Origin of the sequence: Leptolyngbya sp. Heron Island J, from assembly GCF_000482245.1 — a bacterium.
In the GTDB taxonomy this organism is placed as follows: Bacteria; Cyanobacteriota; Cyanobacteriia; order Phormidesmidales; family Phormidesmidaceae; genus Leptothoe.
Genome location: NZ_AWNH01000043.1, coordinates 1 through 26918 on the forward strand (window position 1 = coordinate 1; position 26918 = coordinate 26918).

Annotated in this window: 25 protein-coding genes and 2 pseudogenes; 17 read left to right on the top strand and 10 right to left on the bottom strand. The window is 48.7% G+C overall.

The genetic code is table 11. The annotated features are described in order from the left end of the window. Positions 1-417, top strand: a pseudogene (locus N836_RS77555) (IS701 family transposase); the annotation flags it as partial. Between the two features lie 33 nt (positions 418-450). Here N836_RS77555 and N836_RS51865 read toward each other — a convergent pair. Further along, positions 451-1209 (bottom strand): annotated as a pseudogene (locus N836_RS51865) (IS110 family transposase); the annotation flags it as partial. A gap of 172 nt (positions 1210-1381) precedes the next feature. Between N836_RS51865 and N836_RS51870 the strand changes: the two are divergent. From N836_RS51870 to N836_RS73290, 4 genes are all read left to right on the top strand, one after another. Then, positions 1382-1819: a GNAT family N-acetyltransferase gene (locus N836_RS51870; protein WP_023072716.1), complete on the top strand. Its 438-nt coding sequence runs from the start codon at positions 1382-1384 to the stop codon at positions 1817-1819. A 122-nt stretch (positions 1820-1941) separates the two neighbouring features. Further along, positions 1942-2640 carry a hypothetical protein gene (locus N836_RS51875; RefSeq protein ID WP_023072717.1) on the top strand — a complete coding sequence of 233 codons (699 nt, stop codon included), beginning with the start codon at positions 1942-1944 and terminating at the stop codon, positions 2638-2640. A 181-nt stretch (positions 2641-2821) separates the two neighbouring features. Beyond that, entirely contained in the window at positions 2822-3283 is a 462-nt protein-coding gene (locus tag N836_RS51880) for a MarR family winged helix-turn-helix transcriptional regulator (protein WP_023072718.1), read from the top strand. Between the two features lie 49 nt (positions 3284-3332). After that, positions 3333-3947 (top strand): hypothetical protein, encoded by a 615-nt coding sequence (locus tag N836_RS73290; RefSeq protein ID WP_023072719.1) that lies wholly within the window; start codon positions 3333-3335, stop codon positions 3945-3947. Between the two features lie 220 nt (positions 3948-4167). Here N836_RS73290 and N836_RS51885 read toward each other — a convergent pair whose 3' ends face one another. After that, a complete protein-coding gene (locus tag N836_RS51885) occupies positions 4168-4950 on the bottom strand; it encodes a type 1 glutamine amidotransferase domain-containing protein (protein WP_051394574.1) in 783 nt (260 codons plus the stop codon). 140 nt (positions 4951-5090) lie between these two features. Then, positions 5091-6020 (bottom strand): LysR family transcriptional regulator, encoded by a 930-nt coding sequence (locus tag N836_RS51890; RefSeq protein ID WP_023072721.1) that lies wholly within the window; start codon positions 6018-6020, stop codon positions 5091-5093. Between the two features lie 60 nt (positions 6021-6080). On the opposite strand from N836_RS51890, the gene N836_RS75810 reads away from it, so the two are divergent. From N836_RS75810 to N836_RS73295, 3 genes are all read left to right on the top strand, one after another. Further along, complete coding sequence (locus N836_RS75810; protein ID WP_152532132.1) at positions 6081-6284, top strand: hypothetical protein; 204 nt, start codon at positions 6081-6083, stop codon at positions 6282-6284. Positions 6285-6361: 77 nt separating this feature from the next. Beyond that, positions 6362-6919 (top strand): hypothetical protein, encoded by a 558-nt coding sequence (locus N836_RS51895; RefSeq protein ID WP_152532133.1) that lies wholly within the window; start codon positions 6362-6364, stop codon positions 6917-6919. A gap of 186 nt (positions 6920-7105) precedes the next feature. Beyond that, positions 7106-7597, top strand: a complete 492-nt coding sequence (locus N836_RS73295) for a DUF5063 domain-containing protein (protein WP_023072723.1) — start codon at positions 7106-7108, stop codon at positions 7595-7597. A 135-nt stretch (positions 7598-7732) separates the two neighbouring features. On the opposite strand, the gene N836_RS51905 is transcribed toward N836_RS73295, so the two are convergent. Further along, a complete protein-coding gene (locus N836_RS51905; RefSeq protein ID WP_023072725.1) occupies positions 7733-8851 on the bottom strand; it encodes an alkene reductase in 1119 nt (372 codons plus the stop codon). Between the two features lie 75 nt (positions 8852-8926). Here N836_RS51905 and N836_RS51910 point away from each other — a divergent pair, with 75 nt between their 5' ends. After that, positions 8927-9235: an ArsR/SmtB family transcription factor gene (locus tag N836_RS51910; RefSeq protein ID WP_023072726.1), complete on the top strand. Its 309-nt coding sequence runs from the start codon at positions 8927-8929 to the stop codon at positions 9233-9235. Positions 9236-9433: 198 nt separating this feature from the next. Here the strand turns inward: N836_RS51910 and N836_RS51915 are convergent, their stop codons facing one another. Beyond that, complete coding sequence (locus N836_RS51915) at positions 9434-13537, bottom strand: LamG domain-containing protein (RefSeq protein WP_023072727.1); 4104 nt, start codon at positions 13535-13537, stop codon at positions 9434-9436. Between the two features lie 650 nt (positions 13538-14187). On the opposite strand from N836_RS51915, the gene N836_RS51920 reads away from it, so the two are divergent. The 5 genes from N836_RS51920 to N836_RS51940 are packed head-to-tail and all read left to right on the top strand — an operon-like array spanning position 14188 to position 18308. Next, positions 14188-14781, top strand: a complete 594-nt coding sequence (locus N836_RS51920) for a TetR/AcrR family transcriptional regulator (RefSeq protein WP_023072729.1) — start codon at positions 14188-14190, stop codon at positions 14779-14781. After that, positions 14762-16156, top strand: coding sequence for an efflux RND transporter periplasmic adaptor subunit (locus tag N836_RS51925; protein WP_023072730.1), 1395 nt, complete (start codon positions 14762-14764; stop codon positions 16154-16156). Before N836_RS51920 ends, N836_RS51925 begins: the two co-directional genes overlap by 20 nt. Positions 16157-16185: 29 nt before the next feature. After that, positions 16186-17355, top strand: coding sequence for an ABC transporter permease DevC (devC, locus tag N836_RS51930; protein ID WP_023072731.1), 1170 nt, complete (start codon positions 16186-16188; stop codon positions 17353-17355). A gap of 51 nt (positions 17356-17406) precedes the next feature. Then, positions 17407-17598, top strand: a complete 192-nt coding sequence (locus N836_RS51935; protein ID WP_023072732.1) for a hypothetical protein — start codon at positions 17407-17409, stop codon at positions 17596-17598. Positions 17599-17600: 2 nt separating this feature from the next. Next, positions 17601-18308: a DevA family ABC transporter ATP-binding protein gene (locus N836_RS51940; RefSeq protein WP_023072733.1), complete on the top strand. Its 708-nt coding sequence runs from the start codon at positions 17601-17603 to the stop codon at positions 18306-18308. Between the two features lie 190 nt (positions 18309-18498). On the opposite strand, the gene N836_RS51945 is transcribed toward N836_RS51940, so the two are convergent. The 3 genes from N836_RS51945 to N836_RS77030 all read right to left on the bottom strand — a co-directional run bounded on the left by N836_RS51945 (position 18499) and on the right by N836_RS77030 (position 20388). After that, positions 18499-19860 (bottom strand): chloride channel protein, encoded by a 1362-nt coding sequence (locus tag N836_RS51945; RefSeq protein ID WP_023072734.1) that lies wholly within the window; start codon positions 19858-19860, stop codon positions 18499-18501. A 160-nt stretch (positions 19861-20020) separates the two neighbouring features. Next, positions 20021-20170: a hypothetical protein gene (locus tag N836_RS76505; protein ID WP_161634967.1), complete on the bottom strand. Its 150-nt coding sequence runs from the start codon at positions 20168-20170 to the stop codon at positions 20021-20023. Positions 20171-20211: 41 nt separating this feature from the next. Further along, positions 20212-20388, bottom strand: a complete 177-nt coding sequence (locus N836_RS77030) for a hypothetical protein (protein WP_023072735.1) — start codon at positions 20386-20388, stop codon at positions 20212-20214. Between the two features lie 249 nt (positions 20389-20637). On the opposite strand from N836_RS77030, the gene N836_RS51950 reads away from it, so the two are divergent. Genes N836_RS51950 through N836_RS51960 form a run of 3 tightly spaced genes read left to right on the top strand, consistent with a single transcriptional unit; the run spans position 20638 to position 24474 of the window. After that, entirely contained in the window at positions 20638-22404 is a 1767-nt protein-coding gene (locus N836_RS51950) for a Rieske (2Fe-2S) protein (RefSeq protein WP_023072736.1), read from the top strand. Further along, entirely contained in the window at positions 22397-23233 is an 837-nt protein-coding gene (locus tag N836_RS51955; RefSeq protein WP_023072737.1) for a helix-turn-helix transcriptional regulator, read from the top strand. Before N836_RS51950 ends, N836_RS51955 begins: the two co-directional genes overlap by 8 nt. 47 nt (positions 23234-23280) lie before the next feature. Continuing rightward, positions 23281-24474 (top strand): benzoate/H(+) symporter BenE family transporter, encoded by a 1194-nt coding sequence (locus N836_RS51960; RefSeq protein WP_023072738.1) that lies wholly within the window; start codon positions 23281-23283, stop codon positions 24472-24474. A gap of 6 nt (positions 24475-24480) precedes the next feature. Here the strand turns inward: N836_RS51960 and N836_RS51965 are convergent, their stop codons facing one another. Together N836_RS51965 and ctaD are read right to left on the bottom strand one after the other, a co-directional pair. Next, entirely contained in the window at positions 24481-25170 is a 690-nt protein-coding gene (locus N836_RS51965; protein WP_442785776.1) for a cytochrome c oxidase subunit 3, read from the bottom strand. A gap of 40 nt (positions 25171-25210) precedes the next feature. Then, positions 25211-26893 carry a cytochrome c oxidase subunit I gene (ctaD, locus tag N836_RS51970; RefSeq protein ID WP_023072740.1) on the bottom strand — a complete coding sequence of 561 codons (1683 nt, stop codon included), beginning with the start codon at positions 26891-26893 and terminating at the stop codon, positions 25211-25213. Positions 26894-26918 lie beyond the last annotated feature (25 nt).

Here is a 26918-nt window from a genome sequence, read left to right on the forward strand (position 1 = left end):
CGGAATTGGGTCGAATATGGTTTGAAACAAAGCAAGAATGAACTGGGATGGGCAGATTTTCGAGTAACGAACTATGCCCAAATTGAAAAGTGGTGGGAACTGGTTATGAGTGCCTACTTAATGGTAACGCTATACACTCCGCCCCTCCGCCCCGACGGGATCATTCCTCCAGAACAGGCTGATTCAACAGTGTTCTCATCGTTTCTCAAACACCGTTATTGGGAGGATGGAGAGGGTTGGAAGAGTTGGCTGAACAACCTACGCTTAATTCTTCTTCCTTGGGTTAGCTTTAACTTACTCAAGCCTTGGTTAGAGATTTTTTCCATTCCCCAATTAACAGAAGGGTTTGATTGTTTGATTGCATGGATGAACCAGTTTCCAGGGATAGCTGTTCCCATACAAGAGAGTCCTCCTTGAAAATCATCTCGCCAGAGTCATTAAAGAGCGCTAGGCAGACACTTGCCGCGAGTTGCCAAATCGCTTCAGGTCATCCAAACAGGTGACAATCACTTCGGCTGTTTTTCGGCCTACCCCAGGAATGGTCTGCAACAGTTGGATACGGGCCTCCTGCTTGGCCAGTATGTCTAATTTCCGTTCAAGGGTGGCCAGGTGCTCCCAGAGTTGGTCCAGCATCGTTAATTCTAAATCTAATTCCCCACGCCATAGATTGGTCTCATCGCACTCCGCCAGTACTCGTCGGTGTTGGCCTAATTCATCAATCCCCTGCACGGTCCAAGCTCGTTGTCCTGACGGCATCTTCACACCTTGTTGATCAAACAACACACGAATCGCGTTTTGAACTCGATTGATACGTCCGACCACCACTTTGCGATATTTCACTAAGTGCCGATATTGTCGGCTCTTTGGTGCAGGCACATACACTGGGTTAATCTGGTCTAGAGCTGCTAGTTTTGCCAACTTCAACGCATCGTCTTTATCGGTTTTGCGTTTGACGTTTTTCCAGCGCCAGGCCTCCTGGCTGGGATCGGCCACCAGCACGGGGTAGTCTTGTTCAACACAGAGATCATGCACCCACCCCGTAATCGAACACGTTTCCATGACCACCAAGTGTGGTTGAGTGCGATGTAATATTTCTTTGAATTCCCGTCGGTACGTCTTGAACGTCTCAAATTCAGTCGCGTTACTCTCGGTATCAAGCAGACAGGATACACAGTTGAATTTGCCCAGGTCGATCGCTAGAATCTTCATGCTATCCTCCTCGTGTGAGAGGGTTTTGGTTGGTTTCTCTACTCTCTCACGGCTTGCATAGATTCTTTAGGCTACTCCAATCGTGGACTAAGGCAGTGCTTGAAGCTTACCTGTAGGTCAGGATAAAGTTTTCAATTGAATATCCAAAAAATATTAGCCATATCATTACCAAATGCACTTGCAACCTATTCAATCTGGTCATCTAAGAGAGTGCAGCAACTTATTTGTCTCAGTCTTCAGTAATCCGCCTTGGAATGAAACATGGAAGCAGGAGGTAGCTTTGAGGAGATTGAAGGACTGCTACAACACCCCAGGATCTTACGGTATTGTTGCGATCGCAGAAAATAAAATTTTTGGCTTTGCTATTGGTTACGCTGAGGCATGGCATACAGATAAACACTTCTACTTGAAAGAAATGTGTGTTCAGTCCACCAATCAGCGAAGTGGAATTGGCACGCAAATAATGGATGTACTTCACCAAGATCTGGCCAGTAAAGGTATCAGTATGATTTATCTACTGACGATGCGAGATAGCCCAGCCGCAGCCTTCTATGAAAAGTGTGGATTTTCAAATCACCCTAAGATAACTATGATGCTGAAAACAGCATAGTCGCATTCAATGGAATCGATTACAGACTTAATTCGTAATACCTTCACGACTTCGAATACAGGCATGGATGCTCCCTTTAGTTGATATAAGTAAAGATGCGTTAGAGAAAGTAAGAAACTTCTATGACTAGAATCCGTGTGTTATTTGCCGATGATCAGTTTCCGTACGATGAAGCCGAGCGAAATACTTCTGTGAAGGCAGCAATCTTGGCAGAGATTGGAGATAAGCTTCGAGCAAAAAATCTAGATCCCGAATTTGCGTTCTTGGAAGATTTTAATTGGTTTCAAGGGCTACGCCAACACCTCAGAGAACGGTTCGAAGTCTTACCGGCAAGAACCTTTATGGAGGCCAAGGCTACACTGTACGAACGAGACAACTTTGACGTTGCGGTCATCGATTTATCATGGTCTGGTGATGCACAAATCCCTTCAGGACAAAGACATAATGTTGGAATCGAGCTATTAGAGATTCTTCAGGAACAAAACGACAAACATCGAGGCTATAAACCAGTTCTTGCTTTCTCACAGAACTTCGAAAAAGACCCGAAGCTCATGAGCTTAGTCCTAGATCGGGGCGCATTGCCCGTGCCAAAGGCTTATTCGGAGACGGGTTACCAGGCTCTCTCTTCGGCAATCTCTTATTTGGCTAAAGTTCGACCACCCGGTAGCACGACAGAGGATCCATCGGTAGCTGCAGCACGCGTCACCAGAACTGGTGCGATCATCATTGCGTTAATTACCGGCATTCTTGGCCTGCTCGGTGGGATATCGACTGCAATCATCTCATCTAATGTCCCACCCCCTCCTGTAGAAACTCCATAGGAGTATCGCACACCGGAGAATCATAGAATTTTCATCAATGTAAGCTGAGTTACCAGGGCATCGAGAATGGTTTTCTGCTCTCGTACACTTATTGACAATTGAAAGCCAGTTACTTTGAGGCAGCCATCCTAGAGAGAAGTCATGCCTTGACAAGGTATATACGTGCATATACACTTTATTTATGGATAATATAAGCCAAGTTAGTACACTTGAATTAAACAAGATCAGTTCAACCTGTGCAGGATTAAATTTCCGTAAGGTTTCTCGCGTTGTAACCCAACACTTCGACGAAATTCTCAGACCAAGCGGGCTGCTGATTACCCAATTTACTGTACTTGTTGCGTTAGCAAAGGTTAGAGCCATTGCTATTACTAAGCTGGCAGAGATCTTGATGATGGATCGTACGACCTTAACTCGAAATCTCAAGCCTATGCAAAGAGAAGGATGGTTAGAAATTGAGCCCGGTCAAGACAAGCGCACTCGCATTGTCAGCATGTCCCCAGATGGTGAGATAGCCTTAGCAAAGGCACTTCCTCTTTGGCAACAAGCTCAAATGAATGTAGTGGAACTTTTAGGGGAGGCGCGATGGGATGTATTACTCTCACAGCTAACTGAGATCACTGAACTACATCGCGAACGCTAAAAAAAGCCAAAAACGTGCATATACACTTATCAAGAATGAGGTGATTCTTATGAGCTTTTTGTCTACAAAAAAATCTGCAACCCCAAAGGTTGTTGCAATCGTTTTGATGCTTTGGTTTTTAGGCGTTGCCGTTGTTGGTCATACTGGTGTGCTGGTTGGTGCCCCAACTCCCTTCATTGGCGGTTACGTGATGAGTGTGACGCTATTGTTTTGTATTCTTGGGATCTCCGTCTCCCCGCTACGGTCATGGTTACTTAGTTTGGAGCTACGGTTTCTTGTGCTTTTACACGTTGTGCGCTTTGTCGGCATTGCCTTGTTAGTATCTAGTGCAGCGGAAGGTGGTTTACCACAGATATTTGCTGATCGAGCTGGGTATGGTGATATTTTTACGGCCATTACTGCACTTGCATTGGCTGTTGGTTTTCTACCCGCAGTCAGTCGGTTCCATCGTAGGCTGCTGCTGTTATGGAATGTTGTGGGTATTGTGGATCTGCTTCAAGCCCTTGGGACTGCTCAACTATCTGGTAGTTCGGCAATGGCTCCAATTATCAGTGCTCCACTAGCATACCTCCCACTCTATTTAGTGCCACTGTTGATGTTCGTTCATATAGTCATCTTTTACCGATTAGCGATTGGGGCATTGGATTCTGAAAGTACACTATGAAATTGTAAGTAGCGAAGTATGGCCTTCTATTCCAGTGGGTCAAAAAGATTCATCATGCTTGAGTTAGTCAAAATAATTGTGTAGCATAACAACCTGGTTGGAGAAGATTTACTGAGATTTTGGTCTGGATTTGCACGTTGCCCACCGTGAAGCCCTCGCCTCGCTTTAGCCAATCACGGGCCGTTTCCGAGCTCTTCATCGTGTTGAGACAGTAAGGTTCTTAGACCCCTGCCCGCGTCCTAGGTGCCGGCGATGGCACGCCCGATAGGGCCTCGATCACCAGCTCGGCGGCGACGCGACCGGAGGTCTGCTGCTGGCCGGTGATGAGGTTACCGTCGCGGACAGCAAACGCCTCCCACAGCGGCGCTACAACGAAGGTCGTGTCTGGCAAAGCGCGGGCCTCGGTCTCGATCCAGAAGGGCTGGACTTTCTGGCCGACGAACTTTTCGACCTCCTTCTCTTCCTCATTCGAGAAACCAGTCCATGTCTTACTGGTGACCAGCAACTCGCCAGTGGACAGCTTGGCCTTGAGTAGGACACACGTACCGTGACAGAGGAGAGCGGTAGGCTTGCCGGCCTCGTAGAAGGCGGCGACAAGGGCATGCAAGGCGTGGTTATTTATGAAGGTGACCATGGGTGATTGGCCCCCGGCGAGGAGGATGGCATCGTAGTCTGCGACGTTCACGTCGGCGATGCTCGCGGTGTTGTCAAGCAGAGTGGCGTGGGACGGGGATTTCTTGAAACCCAGCGAGAGGAGATCGTGGACGGAGTAACCGCTATCGTCCTCGGGGTCGGAGTAGCTATCGGCCTGCAGCGTACCACCCTCAGGGCTGCGGATCTCAACGTCGTAGCCAGCCTCGGTGAACGTGGCGTAGGGGTGGGTGAGCTCAGCCAGCCAGAAACCGATGGGCCAGCCGGTGAGGGGGCCGACGGCGGGGTTGGCAGCGACAATCAGAATGGTCTTTTTCTTATCGGAACTGCTCACGTTAGTGTTGGCACTCATAGTGGTTTGCTCCTTGGTCGATATAACCATCATGCAGAGCGTTTCATGTTGCGTCAAATGAAATATTATGCAATGAATCATTGCACAGCATGAAACTATTGATCGTGCGTCTTGCGGCACCGGCGTGGCGTCACCCTCGTTCAGTCGTTCCGCGCTCCAACGTGATTGTCGCCAGTGACTTCGGCCGCTGCCGCAACCCAGAGCTCCCGCAGCCATCGGTGGGCGGGGTCGGCGTCTACACGCGGATGCCATATGAGATTCACCGCATAGGGTTCGAGCTTGAGAGGCGGCTCGACGATCACCAGTTCGAGCGAGGCGGCCAGTATGATCGCTACGCGCCGAGATAGTGTCAGCACATAGTCGGAGTCCGCGACCAGCGCTGCTGCTGCCTGAAATGACGGGACGGCGCGCAGAACGCGACGCTCGAGCCCTCGCGCGTGCAACAGGTCATCCATGCGCCCACCCGGCCGGCCCCTCGGCGCGACTTGAACATGGTCCAACCCAACAAAGCGCTTGAGTGTCATCCGTTGACCCGCCAGCGCATGGCCTTTTCGAAGCACGCATACAGGACGATCGGTGATGAGTATTTGCGTCATGATCTCGGGCGGCAGCTCGTCATAGACCCCGATGGCTAGATCGGTGCTGCCTTGTCGCAGTGCCTCAGCGTCTTCGTCTGTTGCGGGAACGAAGCGCAAACGTAGCTGTGGTGCTTGTTGCCGCACCATGCGGTCGAGCGCGCTGCCCATCACGAAATGCACATAGTCGGTCACATTAATAACAAATTCTCGGTCGACAGTCTCTGGTGAGAACGTGTCGCCAAGAGTGAACAGTTGCTCCGCTTGGGCCACCAAGCTGTGCACGCGAGGCTTCAGGATCTGAGCACGCGTTGTGAGCACCATGCCTTGGCCCGCGCGTACCAGGAGTGGGTCGCCGAGGCGGTCACGCATGCGGGCCAAGGCATGACTCATCGCAGGTGTAGACAGGCCTACGCGTCGAGCAGCGCGCGTGACGCTGCTTTCTTGCAGCAGCGCGTCGAGGGCAATGAGGAGCGAGAGATCGGAAACGTTCATCGCATTCAATCTTATTCGAGATCGGTCGCGGCTAGGGAAACCCAACCGTCAAATGAGCAAATGACGAGACGGCGCACAGAACGCGACGATCGAGCCCTCCGCGTGCAACATGTCATCCACCTGCCCGGCCCGCCAGTTGGCTTCTCGGTACGACTTGAACAGGGTCCAACAAGATTGGGGCGTGCTGTAGAAGAGATGATGGATGCACCACCACATGTTTTGAAATATTCCAATGTATTTCCTGATGCTCAGGATTGGGGTTGAACAGAGCTTCATTCTGTCTGACGAATCAGTTTACACACCCTTTGCAGTACCTTTTGGGGTCACGTGCTACTGTATCCATGATGTTGATTGTGAGTTCGAGATTAACTATCACCGTTGATTTGAACCGTCAGACTACTCTATCTTCCCAGTCGATGCAGTGGAGTCAATGTGAAAAAGCTTTTGAGTTTGATGGCTCTTGGAGAGACATCTATATCCTCAACACCAGTTCAATGGATTGGGACAAACTGCTTGATGCACTTTCTCATTCAAAATACGAGATCAAGTTCTGGGTCGATAATGCTAAATCGCAACCAATTTTGACGATGCAAGAAGCATTGGAGATTCGCAAGAAAGCCTGTCCACTAATGCATGTTGAAATGATGGGTATAGCGATCGCATGTCACTTTTTTACTGATGAAAATATTGAATTTGATATTGATCCAAGACAAGTCGTGAATCAACAGGATTTAGATGCGATTCTAGATTTCATGACTTTCCTTGGTAATCTTTTACAGAAAACAGTCGTTTTAACTCCAGAAAATCTAGAAGATATCCCCTTGATTCAGTTTTTTCCTAAGGCTCAGACTTTTAGTTATCACAAAGAAAATGAAAGATATCATCAAACTCCTCCGTAGAGCTATATTTGTATTAAGCTAACCATCTTAGATAGACAAAGGATAGATCTATTATTTCTAAGTTGTCTTCTTAATTCTGGTCTAACTATGTACTGCAAGAGGACGCTCGAAACACACTGTTGATTAACATTTTAAATTAATTCTCGCTCCCCCTGAGTGCAAGCCGTTAGGCTGCCATCATCGCTCATGATCACTCAATTTATTCAGCTTATACATCAGTATTTGTATCTTCTTGATGGATTGCCTCAGGCGAATTTAACGGGAAGAGAATTTCTTATAGAATGCGCAATTCTATTACCCAAAATTTACTCCTTGAGTCACAAGTTGCCTGAGGTTGAATTACCTGAAGATGAGTCGATACAAGAAATAACGGTAAGTATTCAAGCTCCGACAATCGCTATTAATAGGCTGCTTGGAGAATATGATTTATATTCAGAGGTTTTCGACCCTGTTGTCGATACTGAAGCGATAACAACAACCATTTCTGATGATCTATCAGATATTTACTTGGATTTGAAGCGCCCATTAATCAAATATAAAACTGGTATTGCTGCAAATCAGTGTATAGCTATATGGGAATGGCGATTCAATTTACAAGGTCACTGCGGAGATCACCTTGTCGATGTTTTAAGGCCAATACACCGCCTTGTTTATAACCATTTAGTTGCTGAATCTTAGTTATTTTTGATTATCATGGCCGTTATTTTGTAAAGATCAGGTTTTTGCTCAGGGCTAACAGGCTCGTCCCCCATAAGGTCATGGCGCTGAACGGAATCCTCCCTCAGCGCCATGGCTCTTCCACAAAACTCATTCCTACGCAGCTAACGCAGGGTAATCCACATATCCTTTGGCATCGTGAGTATAGAACGTAGTCGGGTCAGCTGCATTTAACGCTGCCCCTTGCCAATAGCGTTTCACCAAATCAGGGTTGGCAATAAACGGAATCCCATAGGCGATCGCATCAGCTTCATTGCCACGAATCGCCGCTGCACCCGTTTGCGCATCATAGCCACCATTTAGAATAATCGGGTTCTTAAACTCTCGGCGTATATGGGGCGTGGCCGGTTCCACCCCCTCTAATGCTAAAAAATGTCCTGGTAACGCTTCGACAATATGCAGATACGCTAAATCAAACGGATTCAAAGCCTTTGCAACATAGGTAAATGTGACAATTGGATCACTATCACGCATGTCATTAAACGGATTGTAAGGCGATAGGCGCACCCCGACGTGATCGCGACTCCATTCAGTCACCACTGCGGCTGTAACTTCCAGCAGGAACCGGGCTCGATTTTCGATACTCCCGCCATAGGCGTCTGTCCGTTGATTCGAACCGTCCCGCAAAAACTGATCAATCAGATAGCCATTGGCGGCATGGATCTCCACCCCATCAAAGCCTGCAGCTTTGGCGTTGCGAGTTGCGATCGCATATTGTTCAACCACCCCTGGAATTTCATCCAGTCTCAGCGCCCGTGGTGCCACGCGCTGCTTTTTCCCTTCAGGGGTGTGGATTTCGCCTTGGGCTGCGATCGCAGACGCGGATACCGGCAATGCCCCACTTGGCTGAAAATCTGGGTGAGACGCCCGTCCCGTATGCCACAGTTGCAGCACCATTTTGCCGCCCTTTTGATGGACCGCCTCAGTAATCTTTTTCCATCCCTCAACTTGCTCAGGGGTATGAATTCCAGGCGTTTGAGCCCAGCCTGCCCCCTGTTCAGAAATTTGAGTGGCTTCTGTGATTATCAATCCGGCACTGGCTCGCTGAACGTAATGCTCCAGCATCAGGTCGTTGGGAATCCGGGACTCCCCAGACCGCGCTCGGGTCAAAGGGGCCATGATCATGCGATTTGGCAGAGAGATCGCGCCTAGATTGATGGGTTCAAAGAGTGGGGCGATAGACACAGCCGATGAAGTGGGCGTGACTGTGGACATAGTGGCCTCCTTTATTCGTTTGTTCGAAATAATTGAACAATGAAACTATAGCTCACCCTGTGGCATAATGCCAACATGAAGCCGCTCTATCATCCAAATCCTGAGCAAATAACCCTTGCAGGCGTTTTATATGCCCTGGGAGATCCGGTGCGTTTAGAAATTGTTCAGTTACTAGCAGCTGGAGGAGAATATGCCTGTAGTGCCTTTGACTGTGATCTCGCTAAGTCAACAGTGTCGCACCATTTCAAAATTTTGCGCGAGTCTGGCGTGATTTATGCCCGCAAATCTGGCACACAACATCTGAACTCTCTCCGGCGTGACGAATTGGAGCAGCTGTTTCCAGGTGTATTGAATGCAGTGCTGGACAGTTGTGGCAGCGAATAATAGTTCTTTTGAAAAATGAAAAAAATTGGGAGAATCTTGAAAGCATATTTAGCCTAAGCGCCAGGACGTAGCATGACCATTGTTTCTCTGTTTAGAGTCGTCTTAATCAGTCTTGCCCTAGCGCTTTAACCAACAGTACAGGGAGTGGCTATCTAAGATATTTCCACGCTTTCTCTACCGGGGTTAAGACATCGTTGTCTACAATTCTGCCAAATCATCAGCTAGCAACTTGCCGCCTAGTCCCATGTTAACAGTCATTGCAACGAAATCTAATGCAGCAAGGGCCACAGCACCTTTAGGTCCAGTTGTTCTTAAGGGTGCTAAAATGTTAGGTATCCAGGAGACCACCTCGTTGGCGATCTCAAAGCCTGATTTGTCTTCCCTAGGAACAGCCGCCAAATATTGAATTGCATAGATTGCATCCAAAATTGAGAACACACAGAAGACACCTATACTTTTAGGCTCTGCGCGCCGTATCCGCTGTAACTTAGCTTCGTTTCCCCGTAATACAGCGACTCCTTTATTGGCTAATATGACAACATCTAGCCAATAGACAAACGTCCTCCAGCCCCACATAACACGCTCTTCGTACTCTGGTTTGTCTTCGCCTTTGGTGACTTTGTGGGCAGCAACGTTGTATGGACGACCACCGGGGAAATCTGGAGAGGAGGGAAAGCTGGCTAACCAGCTAAAGCCACTCAGTAATAGGCTCACGAACTCAAACGTATAACCAGCCGTTTCTTCTAGTTTCTTCTCCTTAGGGCCAAATTCTGAAGAGAGATCTAATCCGGCATTGATCACACCGTTCAAAGCATCGGCTGTCAATCCAATAATTCCCCAGATGCGAATCGAGCGCTCGCGGGCAGAGGTGTCAGACCTTTGTGCGATCGCACTTTGTTGAGCAACCAATCTGGCACCGGTTTGCCCAGTGACCGGCCCGGATGGAGCAGAAAAATCAAGCGGTGGCTCATTCTTAAAGGGTGCTTCACCCATAACAAGCTTAGATACCACCGTCACTGGAATCGCCAGCAGCAAACCCGCCAGATTTAGTATTGTTAGCTTGCCTGCCCCAATCAGCTCGAATAGATTAGAAATAAAGGGGATCTTGATTTCTGTATTCAGCAGCTTTTGAATCTGTTCAACCGCTTCGGCAATCACATCCAAAAAGCCCAGAGCCAGGTTCTCGACAGCTTCCAACAGCTGAATGGTGACATCCCTGAACACTTCGATCAGAGCGACTAAGGCCAGCTGCGGTTGAAGCGGATTCGCCAGCAGAGTGGCAATGGTTTCACCCATGCCTTCAAATCCTCGAATTACAGCCCCGGCACTGTCTTCCAATGCTTCGGTAAAGTGGAATGCAAAGTTCTCTAGTTCAGAATCTCCGCTCGGCAGTGTATCTGACTCAGGCACGGTTTTAGCGCTATCTTTTTTCGAATTGCCCAACAGCTTCGAGAAAAACCATTCCGCAGCTTCTGGCAGTTTAAATCCAGACTCTCGTACCTCCGAAGGCTCACCTCCCAAGGTTGTGATTAACTGGTTCATACCCTCCTCTACGGTCTCTTGGAGATTGTCCATAAAGGCCGAGACCGGTGCTTTAGCGGCGTCTGCTTGCTGGGATGCATAATCGAATCCGGCATTGATGGCACCAACCAGATACCGCTGAGTGTCTAAAATGTCGTCCCAGTTGAACAAAAACTGTAGGAACTCGATAAATTTTTTGATGCCACTGACAACCTTTTCGACAACCGCTTCCACAAATTCAGCCACTTTTTCAGCGGTATCAACCACAAAATCAATGACTTCTTCAGCGGTTTTTACAATTACATGGACGACATCTTTCACAGTGCCGATCACCACCGATGCGGCCTTTTTAATCGCATTTTTAAATCGTCTGCCGATGCGGCGAAAAGCTCTTCTAGTACCGACGACTCTGCTCGTTCCTAGACTGCTAGTTTCTGGACCGTTAGCGTCTTCACTGCTGATTGCTTGACTGAGCAGCTGCTGCCATTCATCCTTACTAACCTTATTCTCTCCGATGGGAGCTTTCACAATGATTCTTGAGGGAGGAGGGGTTGTTCGTCTACCTCTTCCCGGCTGCCTTGTTTTATTGTCTTCAATAGCCCCAAGTTTGAGTTCCCAGGGGTTGTCGATGGTTGCACCAGACACATCCCGATTTGATGACTGCACACGGCTATTGGCAGCAGGAGCATTCTCACCATAGTTAACAGTTGCCATCACCCGTTTGATGGTGTTTTGTACACTAGCGACTTCTTCTTTGCTATGGGCTTTGCGATCCACAATTAAGTTGCCCTGGGCATCGGTCGCATTCCAAAGCGCTCCCTCTTCTAGCTCAGCAATTTGTTGATGAGCTGCTTGATTTGGGAAAATCACCACTTGTTCATTGGAGGCCATTTCGTTGGTACGAATTTTGAGCCCAGGGGTGTTGAGGCCATCAGCCTCAGAGGTAATCATGATGAAATTAAGGTCATTGGGGCTGAGGGTGACCGATCTCACCTCATCAATCTCATAGGTGGTGTCTTCGACTTCAATCTCGGTCAGATCGGTGGCTGACACCTCGATCTCGCCAGCACCCGGTTTAAGTCGCAGAGTGGTGCGATAGGACGAAAATTCTTCGAGATTATTGCCCACCATACGATAGTCCTGGCTCAGTTTGGTGGTATAAGAGCTAAAGACATCCTCAGGTTTAATGGTTCTAAAGATTTTGATTGAGGAAAGCGCATCGTTACCGACCTGACTCTCTCGGAGATCCGGCACATTGTGAACGACATCTTCGATATCTTCTTCTCGTTTGTCTTCGTCCGTACGGAAGGCAGAATGCTTAAATAAGGTTACCCCTGTATCGGGTCCTAAACGAATGGAGGAGGTTTGATCCTGTAACCCTTGAAACTGTGAAAAGTGTCTATGTTCGCCGGACACATGCTTGGCACTGTCGGACAAAATCCAGGTTTTCCCGTGGTAGGCTAAATGTTCATATAGGGCCACTTCCCCCGGTGCCAGTTCTCCCACCTGGCCTTCGTTGTCGGCAACTTTGACCGCACGCACAAAAATGGCACGACTATCTTTTTGTCGAGTCCATCTAAAGGTGTTGTTTGCAGCGAGTTCTAACCATTCGTTCTGGGTCTGGTTGACCAGTGAAAACTCACGACCGTCTAAATCATCAACAAATAGGTAAGTGGGGGTCTCCACCGAAGATAGGGTAAAGAAAGCATTTTCCTGATCGGAGCCGGGGATCAGCTGAAGCTGGGCCTGTTGTAAATTGTGATGAAATTTGAAAAGCTTATTAGTTCCTCGGGGGGGGACTGTGGTGAGTCTGTTCTTACCCAGGCTCAAAAACTCACCGTTAGATGCTTTGATAATCCACTTCCCGGTAAAGGGCTCGCCAATGGTCGACCAAATACGGATCGACTTTGGAAAGTTCTTGAGCCGTGAGAGGCGAATGTCTGGCAGCTCGGCATAACACTTTTGAGCAGTGCCTTTAAAGTCGTTTTGCTGATAAAGAGTAACACCGGTATTGTTGGCGACTCGCAGTTGCTTAAAGCTACTGGAAAAGCGGGAGAGATCGTCAACATTTTGAGTGAGGATCACGGCGGCATTATCGGCGGCCACTAGCTCAATTTCACCTTCATTCAAGGGGCGATTCACGGGAGGAACTAGGGCTTTAACGTCTGCGGCGTTGAGGGCCGTGTGGTAGATGCGCAGGTCTTCGTATTGTGCTACTGGAGTCTTCAATCCCCGAGCCCCCAGCAATAGGACCGCGTCGGTCGTAATATTGGCAATGCCCGTTTTGGATTTACCTTCATCGGATAGCTCACCATCAATGTAGAGCTTTAGCGATCGCCCCTGTCTCACAGCGGCGATATGATGCCATTTCCCATCTTTTAGGGGCCGCTTGCTATCCAAAAAGGCGTAGTTCTTACCACGGGTATTTTCATCCACCTCAAAGGTCAACTGTCCCTGTTTTTTCATCCGCAGGGAAAAGAAATTTCCATGGCCAGACGTTGATCGGTTGCCGATTACATGGAGCACCTTCTGTCCATAGGTGCCCTGAACCTTCATGCCAAACGCTATCGTAAAATCGCTGGTACCAAACCGGGCCACATCCTGATCAAATACAATCCGAGAATTCTTAACCCTGCCATCGATTTTGAGGGCACTGCCAATCCGACCATGGCCGAGCCATGTCGTGTTAGAAAGCTTAGCTTTGACACCGCTTACGGTATCTACTACTGTTGTTCCTTGCTTTTCTTCAAACTGCCAGTGATAGTTAGGTTGAACTGCCATAAGATTTCTTCTGTTGTGAATTGTTGATAAAAGATATCGACGTGCTTAAGCGCCCCTGATGGAAAATCAGGATAGTTGTTGCAGGTATTTTTAGTGAGACAAAGAACTAAAAAACAGACAGATAACATCTGTTCTATGACAGGCTCATACGTGACACACTATGTCAGTGAGTCAAGCTTGATCAGAAAATATTCGATTGTCAGTTATGGATACGAATAATGACCAACGTTGGATGAGTTTGTTTTGAGAGCCTGTTGAATGATGTTTATTGAATTTAAATAATAAGACAACCTAACATAGAGCAAGCGCCTCTATACTGTGGCTTCCAACGTGAGCCTCCTCCTATCGATCAATATTTATCTGTCTGACTATCAATACGAATGACGTTTTGATTTGGATGAAAATTTTTCAAATTGTCTTGAAAACCTTGATTTATATCGTTTCAGCAATGATTGGTCAATGGGTTGCGCTGATAAGTCGACAGATTCATACCTGGGGCAATGACTGCGAACGCGTCCACCATGTAGTGACCAGACTGCCCTGAATCCTAGCATGAGTTGTTTTTAATTAAGCCTTGACTATTTATAACGAACATATGTTATAAATAGATAGAGCAGTAAAAGAATGTCTGCCGCTCTTCACATACCCCTATGCCTAAAATTGTCGATCATGACCGTTATCGTAAAGAGTTGCTCAAAGGGTGTCTCGATCTCTTTGCGGCACGAGGATACGGTTCGATTACGATGCGACAAATTGCCAAGGGTTTGGGGGTGTCTACAGGTACCTTGTATCACTATTTTCCAAGCAAGGAGAGTATTTTTATCCAGCTCGTGCAGGAGCTATGCGAACAAGATATCTATAATTTTCTGGCGCAAGCCCCTGAAGTAGATGATTTAGAGGGTCGTCTGCAGGCCATCATGGATTTTGTATTGCAGCATAGACAGTATTACCATCAACAGCTGCTACTGTGGATGGACTTTTCTCAACAAACCCGTCCTAATCCCGACAGCGATATCCAAGCCTTGCGTGAAGTTTGGCAACGGACACGAGAGTTGCTGGCTGGCTATCTACAACTATCCAAGCCCGAACTGGTGGATTTTGTCATGGTGTTTATAGACGGATTGGTTTTGCAATATATCTATGACCATGGCTGTGATGTGGCGATTACAGAGACTCCTTCATTTGAACAACAAAGTCAACTGATGATTCAAATGGTGATGCACCATGAACAAAACTGTTCTTAGCCTTAATTCAAGATTGCTATGGCTGATATTGTCAGCACTGGCAGCGTCTGGTAGTATTTTGTATCTTGGCTTTTCTCCTTACAGTCCACCGGTTGCAACTGAGTCTGAAATGGCGGCTATGCCAACGGAGCTGCCAGGGGTTGCAGCATTAGGTCGGTTAGAACCTACGGGAGAAATTGTTCAGGTAGCGGCTCCATTAGAGTTGGATGGAGATCGTCTAGCAGAGCTATTTGTTGATGTGGGAGACCGAGTGAACCAGGGCGATGCGATCGCTGTGCTTGATTCTTACGATCGTCTGCAAAATACAGTTATTCAAGCTCAACAACACATTCGGCTAGCTGAGGCGAGGTTGGCCCAGGTGCAAGCAGGAGCCAAGTCGGGCGAGATCTTGGCTCAGCAGGCAACGGTAACACAGCGATCGGCTGAACTGACAGGACAGCTGCGCATACAGCGAGAAACAATTGCCCGCATTGAGGCACAGTATGAAGGCGATCGCGCGGCTCAAACGGCGACGATTCGTCGATTGCAGGCAGAGCTACAAACGGCGGTAGCTGAACTGACTCGATATCAGTCTCTCTACGAGGCTGGAGCAATTTCTGCATCTCTCTATGACGCAAAACAGTTGGTGGTAGATACAGCTCGCCAAGCTAAAGTGGAAGCTGTCGCTGTACTAGAACGAACTTCAGCAACAGCCCAGCGACAGTTGCAAGAAGCGCGGGCTGAACTTGTTCGTTTGGAGAATACGGGGCAGGCTCAGCTGGCAGCGGCTCAGTCAACCCTGGCACAGGTGGCCGAAATCCGTCCGGTAGATGTGCAATTGGCTCAGGTGGAATTAGACGCTGCCAAGGCGGCTTTGGTTAGCGCTGAACATGATTTGGCTAAGGCGACTATTCGAGCCCCGAGTGCGGGTCAAGTCTTGAAAGTGTATACCCGACCGGGGGAACAGATGAGTACGGACGGTATTGTTGCCTTAGGTCAAACCGACCAGATGCTAGTGATTGCGGAGGTGTATCAAAGTGATATTGGCCGCGTTCGCTTGGGTCAACCAACAACGGTGCGCGGTCAAGCCTTCTCAGGTGAACTGCAGGGGGAAGTGATTGAAATTGGCCGTCAGGTGAGTCGTCAAAATGTCTTTGCCCGTGAACCTGGTGAGAATCTAGATCGACGCGTTGTCGAAGTGAAGATTGCCCTCAGCCCTGAGGATAGTCAGCGTGTGGCCAACTTCAGCAACCTCCAGGTACAGGCGTTGATTGCGGTTAACCGCGCGGCCCAAACCCCACCAACTCCAGCCAAACCTGTCGTTGATATTGGTCTTGGTAATTCTAGCTTACAGAATGTCTTGTTCACACCGTTCAGCTCTAATGTGTCTTTTTAGATAACGAACGTTCGATTTTCTTTGTGGCCATGTTTAAGCTTCGATTCCTCAAAAAAACGCCGTTGGCCTGGCTGCAGGTTAAACGGGAGCGGACACGGTTGATGGTTGCGATCGCAGGTATTGCCTTTGCCGACATGCTAATTTTCATCCAAATGGGATTTGAAGGTGCGCTCTACGATGCTGCCATTCAGCCCCACCGCAACCTGCAGGCGGACTTAGTATTAACCAACCCCCAGATGCAAACATTGTTCTCGGTCAAAGATTTTCCCAGGCAGCGGCTGTATCAAACCCTGGCCCATGCAGATGTGGCTTCAGTCAGCGGTGTGTATATTGCCACCGGGCAGTGGAAAAATCCTGAAACCAGGTTAGAGCGAGCCATTTTAGTTTGGGGAATTGATCCAACAGAACCCTCCTTTAATTTTCCAGAGGTGAATCAGAATCTACACAAAATTCAGCCCCTCAATCGACTGTTGTTTGACCAGGCAGGGCGACCTGAGTATGGGTTTACAGCGGCTGCTTATGAAGAAACTGGTCAATTTTCCGCAGAACTCAATGGGATGCAGGTGGATGTGACCGGGGTGTTTACCAACGGGGCGTCTTTTGCCGCCGATGGGAACGTGATTGCCAGTGACTCAACATTTTTGCGGCTCTTTCCTGACCAGAATGCTGACCAAATTGAGGTGGGGCTGGTGCAGCTTAAGCCTGGGGCTGATGTTGAAAAGGTACAGCGTGAACTCACAGCGGCTTTACCCGATGATGTCTTAATTGGTTCACCAGAAGATTTTGCTCAAATTGAGCGGGAGTATTGGGCCAATGGTACCGGCATTGGGTTTATCTTTGGCCTGGGTGTGAGCGTGGGCTTTATTGTCGGCATTGTGATTGTTTATCAGATTCTTTATTCTGATGTGTCTGAACACTTGCCAGAATATGCCACCCTCAAGGCCATGGGCTATACCGACAGCTACTTGCTGAGTGTCCTCATCCAAGAGTCATTGCTGCTGGCTGTGTTGGGCTACATACCAAGTATTGTTCTGGCCTTTGGTCTTTATCAATTGGCTTTTACCGCCACAATGTTGCCCATTGCCATGACCAGTCGACGAGCCATCACCGTGCTCATTTTGACTATTGTTATGTGCTCTGTTTCAGGAGCTATTGCTATGAGAAAGTTACGTACGGCCGATCCCGCTGACATTTTCTAGTTAGTTTCCCTATCTAGACTGTTTATTCCCTTTATTGCTTGAGTCTTTTCTATGAATATCGTTTCCGTTGCAGATAATCTTTGGGTTGCCCGCCAACCATTGCGTTTCCTAGGGGTTGAAATTGGCACTCGCATGACGGTTGTCCGCCTTAGCAATAACGATTTTTCCCTGCTACAGATTCTATGTACATTCTCCTTGCGCCTAACCACTCTACTCTATCTCTATCCTGATTCTCCGGTGTGACCATGTCTCCAGTGATCGTCTCTCAACAATTGAACCATCACTTTGGTGAAGGAAATCTAAAAAAACAGGTTCTATTCAACATAGATCTAACCATTCGTGCTGGCGAAATCGTCATCCTCACCGGCCCTTCTGGTTCTGGAAAAACGACGTTACTCACCCTTATGGGGGGGCTGAGGGCAGCACAAAGCGGGAGTTTAAAGATTTTAGGGCAAGAAATTCTCGGAGCCCCTAAGCCGGTGCTGAATAAACTGCGGTGCAATATTGGCTATATTTTTCAGGCTCATAATTTGCTGAGTTTTCTCACAGCTAGACAAAATGTGCGGATGTCTCTGGAGCTACACTCTCATTTTCTTGATCAAGATCTAGATGAAGTTGCCGCGACTATGCTCACAAACGTAGGGCTGGAGAACCGGATTGATTATTACCCTGATGAACTATCGGGGGGACAGCGACAGCGGGTTGCGATCGCACGAGCCTTAGCCAGTCATCCCAAAATCGTCCTGGCTGATGAACCGACAGCCGCCTTAGATAAACAATCAGGGCGAGATGTGGTGAACATTATGCAGCGCTTAGCTAAAGAACAGGGCTGTACCATTTTGTTGGTTACCCATGACAATCGTATTCTCGACATTGCCGATCGTATTATCTACATGGAAGATGGGCAGTTAAAACCGAATCCTGTCTTGGAACTTCTTAAAGACAAGACCTAACGGCATCTCCCTTTTATCCTGTAACTGCCAGGGCTTGGCAACAACAGATCATAGGCCGCCATTAAAAGGCCACACCCCACGAGCCTGACCCCAGATAATCAAATACAGTCCCTTGCTGAGTGGATTCGTCGGATGATTCAACGATAACAGCCTATGCTTCTCGGTATTACCCAGGGCGCGATCTAGTCAATCATGTGGCCGCTTCTGCTGCAGGGACGTCTAAACCCGATAAAGATTCGGTGGCTCTGGCCCGTTGGGTTTTAAGCAGACCAATATTGCTAGTTAGTAAAAAGCTAGTAAAACTTGCGATCGCAACCACTGGTAAGATAGTTGTATCCGACAACACGGTGAGAATGATCGTGGTGCTAATGGGCGTTTTAGTAATCGCGACATTGATGGCAGCCATACAACAGAGGACAGCAATCGTCGGATGAATAGTGGGAATACCAAATGCGATCGCCAGCCCCAGACTAGCCCCGGTAAAAAATAACGGAAAAATAAACCCACCCCGAAAACCACCGTGGATAGTGAAACAAATCGCGATCATTTTAGTCAGGCAAATTCCCAACAATGTCATAACCCCCAGGGATGCAGACTGAGCCAGCAGCTGAGTTTCAATTTGTTGTTCACTAAAAAACAACGTGGCTGGATAAAGCACCGCAATCCAGCCGATGCCCAGTCCCCCCATTAACGCCAACAGAATATGACGATGTTCGATCGTTTGAATCATCCATTTGACCAAACGAAAAATACCAATAAACAATACCCCAGCCAACGCTCCTACTACCCCTAGTGCTGCCCCCTCAACTAAATTGAGCCAGGAGAGACTGGGTAACGTCCCAAAACGACCAAAGTTATAGATACCCCCTACTTCTAATCCAGTACCCATGCGAAAAATAGCAAAGCTGCAGATGCCAGCAACCATAGCCGGAATAATTGCCTCATAATATTCCAAACCCCGTCGGTGAGGAATCTCTAGGGCAAACATCGGCCCACCAATGGGATCACCAAAAAAAGCCGCCAGGGCTGCCCCCATGCCGCAAAAGGTCATGACCCGCATATTTTGTAGCGTCAAATTAAGTTTTTCAGCAATCCAGCTGCCCAGGCTACCGTTAATCTGTACCAGGGGAGCCTCAGGCCCTAAACTACCGCCAGCGGTAATCGAAATTAAGGACGTTGCAATCATACCAGGGGTCTGTTTCGGTTCTAATCGCCCAGCATCGTGCACCCGATCAATCACAATTGCCATTTCCCCAGGTAACCCCAGAAAGTGTAGACATAACCCCACACCCAGACCGCCCAGGGTAGCCACAAGCCAGGTGTAATGCCAGTGAGGTAACCAGACCGGAAACCAACCCAGGATAAATTCTTTACCCGAGCCCCAAACCACCTCCAGCAGCTGTTCTAAAACAAAATAGTAAATCGTTGCGACGAGCCCCCCGGCACCCCCCACAATGGCGGCATAGAGTAATGTGCGAAAGTAGGTTAACTGTTGAGATGAGACAGACCTTTCAGTAGCAATGCCACTAACTTCTTCTGAGGCGATAGTCATTACGATAATTGATCAACACTAGAAGTTTTGTCATCGTAACGATATTGTTTTGCTTCAAAAAGTAGCTGCTCATACGAAATCAACGGCCTGATACTATACCCTGATAGGGTCGATGAAATTTTTGCATACGAATGGGTCCGCCAGGTTCCCTAAAAAATCTCTAGTCGACGTCTGCATTATCGGTTGCCGGTCTTTTAATCCTCTGACAGAAAATTCCTTGTAACTGGTTGACATAGGTAGAATATACAGTTGTTGCGATGGTGCGATCGCACCATCGCAGATGGATCAGTTTAGCGTCATTGTTCAACATCCAAACATCATCAACAGAAGGACTGGTTCCACATCGATGTCTCAGCTTTTGTCTCGCTGATCGCGATTGTAGTTAACAACCTCATGGAGAGTGACAGTACCATCTTCATTTAAATCAGCAATCGGATTGCCCAATCCTACCTGGGCAGCGTTGGCCATACCAGCGATTGCCCCCATGGACATCAAAACTGTTAATGTTGATAACAAGAAGCGTTTCATTTTTAATACCTCAATTCAACTGACGATTAGCCACTGGGATTATTCCCCTGACAATTTCTAAGATAGAGAGGCCTACTGAATCTCAACGTATACTTAGGTAAGATCCAGCTGAGAGTTCAATAAATAATAATTAATCTTTTTGAGAGAATTAAGGATGGTCAATGTAGTACAGGCTCCATGTAACGTAATTTATCCAAATCCGTAAGCATTTCGCTCAATTAAAGTCTTCTTACCCTCTGGAGGTCAGCTATGGTGATTAGTCAACAATTACCCCAAAAACAACACTTTGTTCCGGTTGCTCAGGTCTCAGAGGTAGAAGCAGCAGGAGCCATGGTTGTCCATGCCGCAGGTCATGCCATTGCCCTTTTCCATCACAATGACAAAATTTACGCCATTGACAATCGCTGCCCTCACATGGGGTTTCCCCTCCACAAAGGCAGTGTTAAAGACTGTATTTTGACCTGTCACTGGCACCATGCCCGGTTTGACCTTACCAGTGGCGGCACCTTCGATATCTGGGCTGATGATGGTCGTGCGTTTCCGGTAGAACTCCGAGATGGGACTGTATGGATAGATCCCTCCATCTCCAACCATACTCAAGACTATCAGCGCCAGCGATTGTTGGATGGTTTGGAACAGGGGATTTCCCTGGTGGTGGCAAAATCAGTCATCGCTCAGCTGGCAGCTGGGGTAGAGCCGATGGCACCATTTCAAACTGGGCTGGAGTTTGGAGTACGCTACCGCCGTGCAGGCTGGGGCACTGGTTTAACCATTCATACCTGTATGCAGCAACTCCTACCCCATTTAGCGTCAGGCGATCGCGCCAGGGCTATGTACCATGGTCTTTCAGCTGTGGCACGAGACTGTGCTGGTCAGCCGCCACGCTTCACCATTCACCCCTTACCGGATACACCAGCCGATTTTTCCACGCTTAAGGGATGGTTCCGGCAGTTTATTGAAGTCCGTGATGCCCAAGGCGCTGAGCGTTGCTTAGTCTCAGCGGTTCAGATGGGTGTTGAGCCGCAGAACCTGGCGGATATGCTGTTTGCTGCCGTCACCGATCATCGGTTTATTGATGGCGGCCATGCCTTAGACTTTACCAACAAGGCATTGGCAGCGCTCGACCAGACCAACTGGCAACATGCTGAGACTGTTTTGACCAGCCTGGTCAGCGGTTATGCCCATGCCGAACGGATGGAAGAATCCAATGCCTGGCGCTATCCGATTGATTTGGTAGCGATTTTAGAGGAGACATTTGAGGCGTTACCAGCAGCGTTAGTGTCAGGTAGGGCAAGGCATGATGGTCAGGATAGTTTTAAGGCCGCTGTTGATCACCTGATACCTATTTTGTTAGGAGATGATCCAGGTGCGATCGCAACCGCCCTCCTCAACACCCTCCGCCAGGGATATACCCCGGAGCAACTAGCGAGAATTGTCGCCTATGCCGCAGCCTTACGTATTGCCCAATTCCAAACCAACAACGACTTCCGCGATTGGGATACGGCCCACCACACCTTTACCTTTGCCAATGCCGTTCACCAGGGATTAAAACGAGTGAGCTCTCTTGAACTCCTGCGCGGTGTTTTTGACGCAGCTATGGCCGTCTATCTCAACCGTTTTTTGAATGTTCCCCCAGCTCGTTTACCGGATCCAACTAAACAAGTAGAAGACCCGATATCGTTGTTAGCAGAACTGCCGGAACTACTGGATCGACAGCAGCAGGTAAATGCTGCCGGTAATTTGGTTGGCACCTATCTTCACAGCGGTGGAGATTCAGCACAGCTGCTAGAGATGCTGGGCAAATTGTTGCTACGGGAAGATCGAGATTTTCATACCATTCAGAATTTGGAGGCGGCTGTACAACAATATCAGCACTGGCAAGGGCACGAAGCAGGAGTCCACATTCTTGTCGCAACAGCACGATATTTAGCGGCCCATGCTCCTACAATGAGATCCCAAGGGCAAACCTATGAAATCGCTGCTCGATTACAGAAGGGCGATCACATCTATGAATAGACCAGTGGAGTCAGCGCGTCTTTGGCAAACAAACCTGCCAGGTGTCGAGCTATTTGAAGCTCAATTACATCGTCATCGGTTTGGTAAGCATTTCCATGAGGCCTATACCATTGGCTTTAATGAAAGCGGGCAAGGCTGCTGTCAGCACCACGGGGAACATCATGTGCTTGGTTCGGGTAGTTTTAATTTGATCAACCCAGGCGAGATTCACACCGGACAGGTGGCCTCGACCGAAGGCTGGGGCTTTCGTAACATTTACATCGAGTTTTCACAAATTGAACAGCTTTTAGCTCAGTTAGATTGGTCAGGTCAGGGGATTCCTTACTTTAAGGCACCTATCTTTCAGAAATCTTGTCTACAGCCAATTTTCTATGAGCTTTTTCACTGTTTAACCACATCGAATTCTCAGCTAAGACAACAGTCTCTGCTGCTAGAACTGTTGTCAACGCTATTTCAACTCAATGCAGAGCGTTCTGTTTGCGTTAAACCAGTTAAGCCAGAATCAAAAGCTGTTGCTCAGGTGCGTACTTATCTCGAAGACCGTTACACCGAAAATCTATCCCTGGATGAGCTGGCTCAGTTAGTGAATCTGAACCCTTACTATTTGCTTCGTTGTTTTCGTCAGCAGGTGGGCTGTGCGCCCCATCAGTACCAGCGTCACTGGCAGCTAGGGCAGGCAAAGCGGGCGCTGCAGACTACCCAGCCGCTGGCTGCGATCGCAACCGACCATGGTTTCTACGACCAAAGTCACTTCAACCGTGCTTTTAAGAAAACCTACGGGGTTACTCCTGGTCAATATCAAAAGGTCAATTCTGTCCAATACGGCTAAACCCAGATATTTTTACCCTAGAAGCCAATCGTGCCTCTAGGGATACCATGCGCTTCTTTAAAGATCTCTCACTTTCTGCAATAGTTTCAGGGTTTGTCAGCATTTTGGTGGGCTTTAGCAGCGCCGCCGTAATTGTTTTCCAAGCGGCCCAAACCTTAGGTGCAACCCCCACCGAAATCGGTTCCTGGCTATGGGCCTTAGGCTGGGGCATGGGCTTAACCGGTATCATGCTCTCGCTGCGCTATCATGCCCCCATCGTCATGGCCTGGTCCACACCCGGTGCCGCCATGCTCGTGACCACCACCGCCGATGTCACTCTGGCCGATGCCACGGGAGCCTTTATCATCTCGGCTGGGCTGATTATCCTATTTGGTATTACCGGCTGGTTTGAGCGCATGATGGATCGCTTGCCCCTATCCCTGGCTTCGGCAATGTTGGCGGGGGTGCTCTTACAGTTTGGGCTGAATGTGTTTACGGCAATGCAAACCCAGTTTTTCATGGTGTTTACCATGTTCGCTGTTTACCTGGTGATGCGTCGCTATAGCCCTCGCTATGGGGTGGTGGCTGCTCTGGTGTTAGGAGTTTTACTGGCGAGCATTCAGGGGTTACTGCCCCTAGATGCGGTACAGCTGCAGTGGGCAACGCCCGTATTTATTGCCCCCACGTTTTCAATCCATGCCTTAATCGGGATTGCGTTGCCCCTATTTATCGTCACCATGGCCTCGCAAAATGTGCCCGGTGTTGCGACAATTCGGGCTTTTGGCTATCAGGTACCCACATCCCCCCTGATTAGCTGGAGTGGGCTAGCCTCGCTGATCTTGGCTCCCTTTGGAGCCTTTGCCATTAACCTGGCGGCCATAACTGCAGCAATTTCTATGGGGCAAGAAGCCCATGAGGATACCAACAAACGCTATGTGGCGGCGGTTACTGCTGGGGTGCTTTATATTGTCATTGGTCTGTTTGGGGCAACGGTGGTAAGCATTTTCTCGGCACTGCCTCAGGAATTGGTGGTTGCGATCGCAGGGCTGGCCCTGCTCGGCACCATTGGCAAAGGGTTAGTCAGTGCTTTGACCCAGGAGAACGAACGCGAACCGGCCCTGATTACGTTTCTGGTTACGGCATCAGGGGTGAGCTTGTTGGGAATTGGGTCCGCATTCTGGGGATTGTTAGCGGGTGGATTAGCCACACTCGTTACCCGAATGAACTATTCTGCCTATGGGTTTCTAGGCCGAACCCGGTGATGCTGACTATCGCCACAAATACAAAAGCGCAAACAGAATAATCCAAATCACATCAACAAAGTGCCAGTAGAGTTCTGTGGCCTCGATGCCAAAGTGATTTTCATGGGAATAGTGGGCTGCCTGACGAGACCGGAACAACACCGCCAGCATCATGAGTAAGCCAAACAATACGTGCAGTCCGTGAAACCCGGTTAGCACATAGAAGGTGCTAGCAAAAATGTTGGTGGTTAATCCAAACTCCAGATGGGTGTACTCATAGATTTGCCCACCGAGAAAAATAGCGCCCATCACGGCCGTGATGGCAAACCACTTACGCATGGCACCGACATCATCTTGTTTGATGGCTGTATCGGCATTATGAATTACAAAACTACTGGAGATCAAAATAATGGTGTTGATCCCAGGCAATAGTAGTTCTAACCCTTCAGTTCCTGCCGGTGGCCAGGCCGGTGCCATCAGCCGAAAACTGAGGTATGCAATAAATAAACCGAGAAAAATCATACTCTCGGCACACAGAAAAACTAAAACACCAAACATCCGCAGATCAGGATGTTCTTCATGGCCGTGGGCAGTCTGAGCAACGGCAATCGTATCGGCTTGATTAACAGCTGAACTTTGCATAGGGAAAAGGGATCGAAGGAAAAAGAATTGGATGTTCAAGGAAGAAGAATCTATCTTACGGAAAGCGTTCCTCACCCCATTCCCTCCCAGGAGGGAATGGGGTGAGGAAAAAAGTCTAATGGGCTGCCGCTGCTGCGATCGCTTCTTCGTAAATTACCGGATCGTCCGTATCAGGGATATAGCCCAGACCATAATCATAGGGGCCGGTTTTAATCGCAGGCACGCCTTCAAAGTTTTCATGGGCTGGTGGCGACAAGGTTTGCCACTCTAGGGTGAGTGCCCGCCAGGGGTTAGTCGGTGCTTTTTCACCCCAGTGCCAGCTCCAGATAGCGTTGATAATAAAGGGCACTGTAGACACAGCCATCAGATAAGCACCGGCAGTTGCCACCACGTTCAGGTCAGTAAACTGGGGATCATATAGTGCCACACGTCGATTCATACCCTGTAAACCCAGCTGGTGCATGGGCATAAACGTCAGGTTCATGCCGACAAAGGTGAGAATAAAGTGGACCTTACCCAATGGCTCATTGAGCATCCGTCCGGTCATTTTCGGAAACCAGTGGTAAACAGCCATGTAGACACCAAAGGTGGAAGCTCCAAATAGCACATAGTGGAAATGGGCTACCACAAAGTAGGTATCGTGGACGTGAATGTCAAAGGGCACTGCCGCCAGCATCACCCCGCTGATACCACCAATCACAAAAATGGCAATAAACCCAATGGCAAACAGCATGGCACTGGTATAAGCAATCTTGCCGCGCCATAAGGTAGCCGTCCAACCAAAGACCTTGATCCCGGTGGGTACCGCAATGGTCATGGTGGTAATCATAAAGAACATCCGCAACCAGGGGGGAGTGCCACTGGTAAACATATGGTGAGCCCAGACGATCAGACCTAGGAAACTGATGACTAAACTGGAGTAAGCAATGGCGCGATAGCCAAAGATGGGCTTACGGGCATGGACCGGCAACACTTCAGAAATAGCCCCAAACAGCGGCAGGACAAAAATGTACACCGCCGGGTGGGAGTAGAACCAAAACATGTGCTGATAAACCACGGGGTCACCACCACCCGTGGGATTAAAAAATGCGGTGCCGGCCACCAGATCAAACAGCAGTAGGATCAGCGCCCCGGCTAAGACCGGCGTGCTAATCAAGATCAGCAGCGAGGTGGCAATCATTGCCCAGCAAAATAGGGGCATTTTGTGGATCGGCATGGTGGGCACCCGCATCTTTAAGATGGTTACCAGGAAATTGAGTGCCCCCAAAATTGAGGCGGTTCCACCGATCAGAATGCTCAGAATCCAGATGCCCTGGCCTAACATGCCAGATGTCAGACTCAGGGGCGGGTAGGAGGTCCAGCCCGCCTGGGGGGGTTCAAAAAAGAAGCTGGCGATTAGCATGATGCCGGAGGGCGGGATCAGCCAGAATGCGATCGCATTAATCCTGGGAAAGGCCATATCCTTGGCCCCAATCATCAGCGGGATCAGATAGTTTGCCAGCCCTGCCCCTGCCGGAACAATCCACAAAAACAGCATCACTGTGCCGTGGAGGGTCAGTACCCCGTTGTAGGTTTCAGGGGTGACAAAATCGGGAGCCGGTGTGGCCAATTCCGTCCGAATTACCGTCGCCAGGGCCCCACCAATCAGATAGAACGTAAACGCAGTGACCAGGTATTGAATCCCGATCACCTTATGATCTGTACTAAACGTAAAAAAATGAGTCCACTTGCGCTCATTACCCAATGGTTGAGGAGACGGCGAGGGATCAGGTGTTTGTATAACCTCTGCTTGTGCCATGTGAATCGTAAATTCAAAAACTCAA

Coding starts and splice junctions, on each gene's coding strand:
- N836_RS51870 (WP_023072716.1), top strand. CDS start 1,382: ATGCACTTGCAACCTATTCAATCTGGTCATCTAAGAGAGTGCAGCAAC.
- N836_RS51875 (WP_023072717.1), top strand. CDS start 1,942: ATGACTAGAATCCGTGTGTTATTTGCCGATGATCAGTTTCCGTACGAT.
- N836_RS51880 (WP_023072718.1), top strand. CDS start 2,822: ATGGATAATATAAGCCAAGTTAGTACACTTGAATTAAACAAGATCAGT.
- N836_RS73290 (WP_023072719.1), top strand. CDS start 3,333: ATGAGCTTTTTGTCTACAAAAAAATCTGCAACCCCAAAGGTTGTTGCA.
- N836_RS51885 (WP_051394574.1), bottom strand. CDS start 4,950: ATGAGTGCCAACACTAACGTGAGCAGTTCCGATAAGAAAAAGACCATT.
- N836_RS51890 (WP_023072721.1), bottom strand. CDS start 6,020: ATGAACGTTTCCGATCTCTCGCTCCTCATTGCCCTCGACGCGCTGCTG.
- N836_RS75810 (WP_152532132.1), top strand. CDS start 6,081: ATGACGAGACGGCGCACAGAACGCGACGATCGAGCCCTCCGCGTGCAA.
- N836_RS51895 (WP_152532133.1), top strand. CDS start 6,362: ATGATGTTGATTGTGAGTTCGAGATTAACTATCACCGTTGATTTGAAC.
- N836_RS73295 (WP_023072723.1), top strand. CDS start 7,106: ATGATCACTCAATTTATTCAGCTTATACATCAGTATTTGTATCTTCTT.
- N836_RS51905 (WP_023072725.1), bottom strand. CDS start 8,851: ATGTCCACAGTCACGCCCACTTCATCGGCTGTGTCTATCGCCCCACTC.
- N836_RS51910 (WP_023072726.1), top strand. CDS start 8,927: ATGAAGCCGCTCTATCATCCAAATCCTGAGCAAATAACCCTTGCAGGC.
- N836_RS51915 (WP_023072727.1), bottom strand. CDS start 13,537: ATGGCAGTTCAACCTAACTATCACTGGCAGTTTGAAGAAAAGCAAGGA.
- N836_RS51920 (WP_023072729.1), top strand. CDS start 14,188: ATGCCTAAAATTGTCGATCATGACCGTTATCGTAAAGAGTTGCTCAAA.
- N836_RS51925 (WP_023072730.1), top strand. CDS start 14,762: ATGAACAAAACTGTTCTTAGCCTTAATTCAAGATTGCTATGGCTGATA.
- devC (WP_023072731.1), top strand. CDS start 16,186: ATGTTTAAGCTTCGATTCCTCAAAAAAACGCCGTTGGCCTGGCTGCAG.
- N836_RS51935 (WP_023072732.1), top strand. CDS start 17,407: ATGAATATCGTTTCCGTTGCAGATAATCTTTGGGTTGCCCGCCAACCA.
- N836_RS51940 (WP_023072733.1), top strand. CDS start 17,601: ATGTCTCCAGTGATCGTCTCTCAACAATTGAACCATCACTTTGGTGAA.
- N836_RS51945 (WP_023072734.1), bottom strand. CDS start 19,860: ATGACTATCGCCTCAGAAGAAGTTAGTGGCATTGCTACTGAAAGGTCT.
- N836_RS76505 (WP_161634967.1), bottom strand. CDS start 20,170: ATGTTGAACAATGACGCTAAACTGATCCATCTGCGATGGTGCGATCGC.
- N836_RS77030 (WP_023072735.1), bottom strand. CDS start 20,388: ATGAAACGCTTCTTGTTATCAACATTAACAGTTTTGATGTCCATGGGG.
- N836_RS51950 (WP_023072736.1), top strand. CDS start 20,638: ATGGTGATTAGTCAACAATTACCCCAAAAACAACACTTTGTTCCGGTT.
- N836_RS51955 (WP_023072737.1), top strand. CDS start 22,397: ATGAATAGACCAGTGGAGTCAGCGCGTCTTTGGCAAACAAACCTGCCA.
- N836_RS51960 (WP_023072738.1), top strand. CDS start 23,281: ATGCGCTTCTTTAAAGATCTCTCACTTTCTGCAATAGTTTCAGGGTTT.
- ctaD (WP_023072740.1), bottom strand. CDS start 26,893: ATGGCACAAGCAGAGGTTATACAAACACCTGATCCCTCGCCGTCTCCT.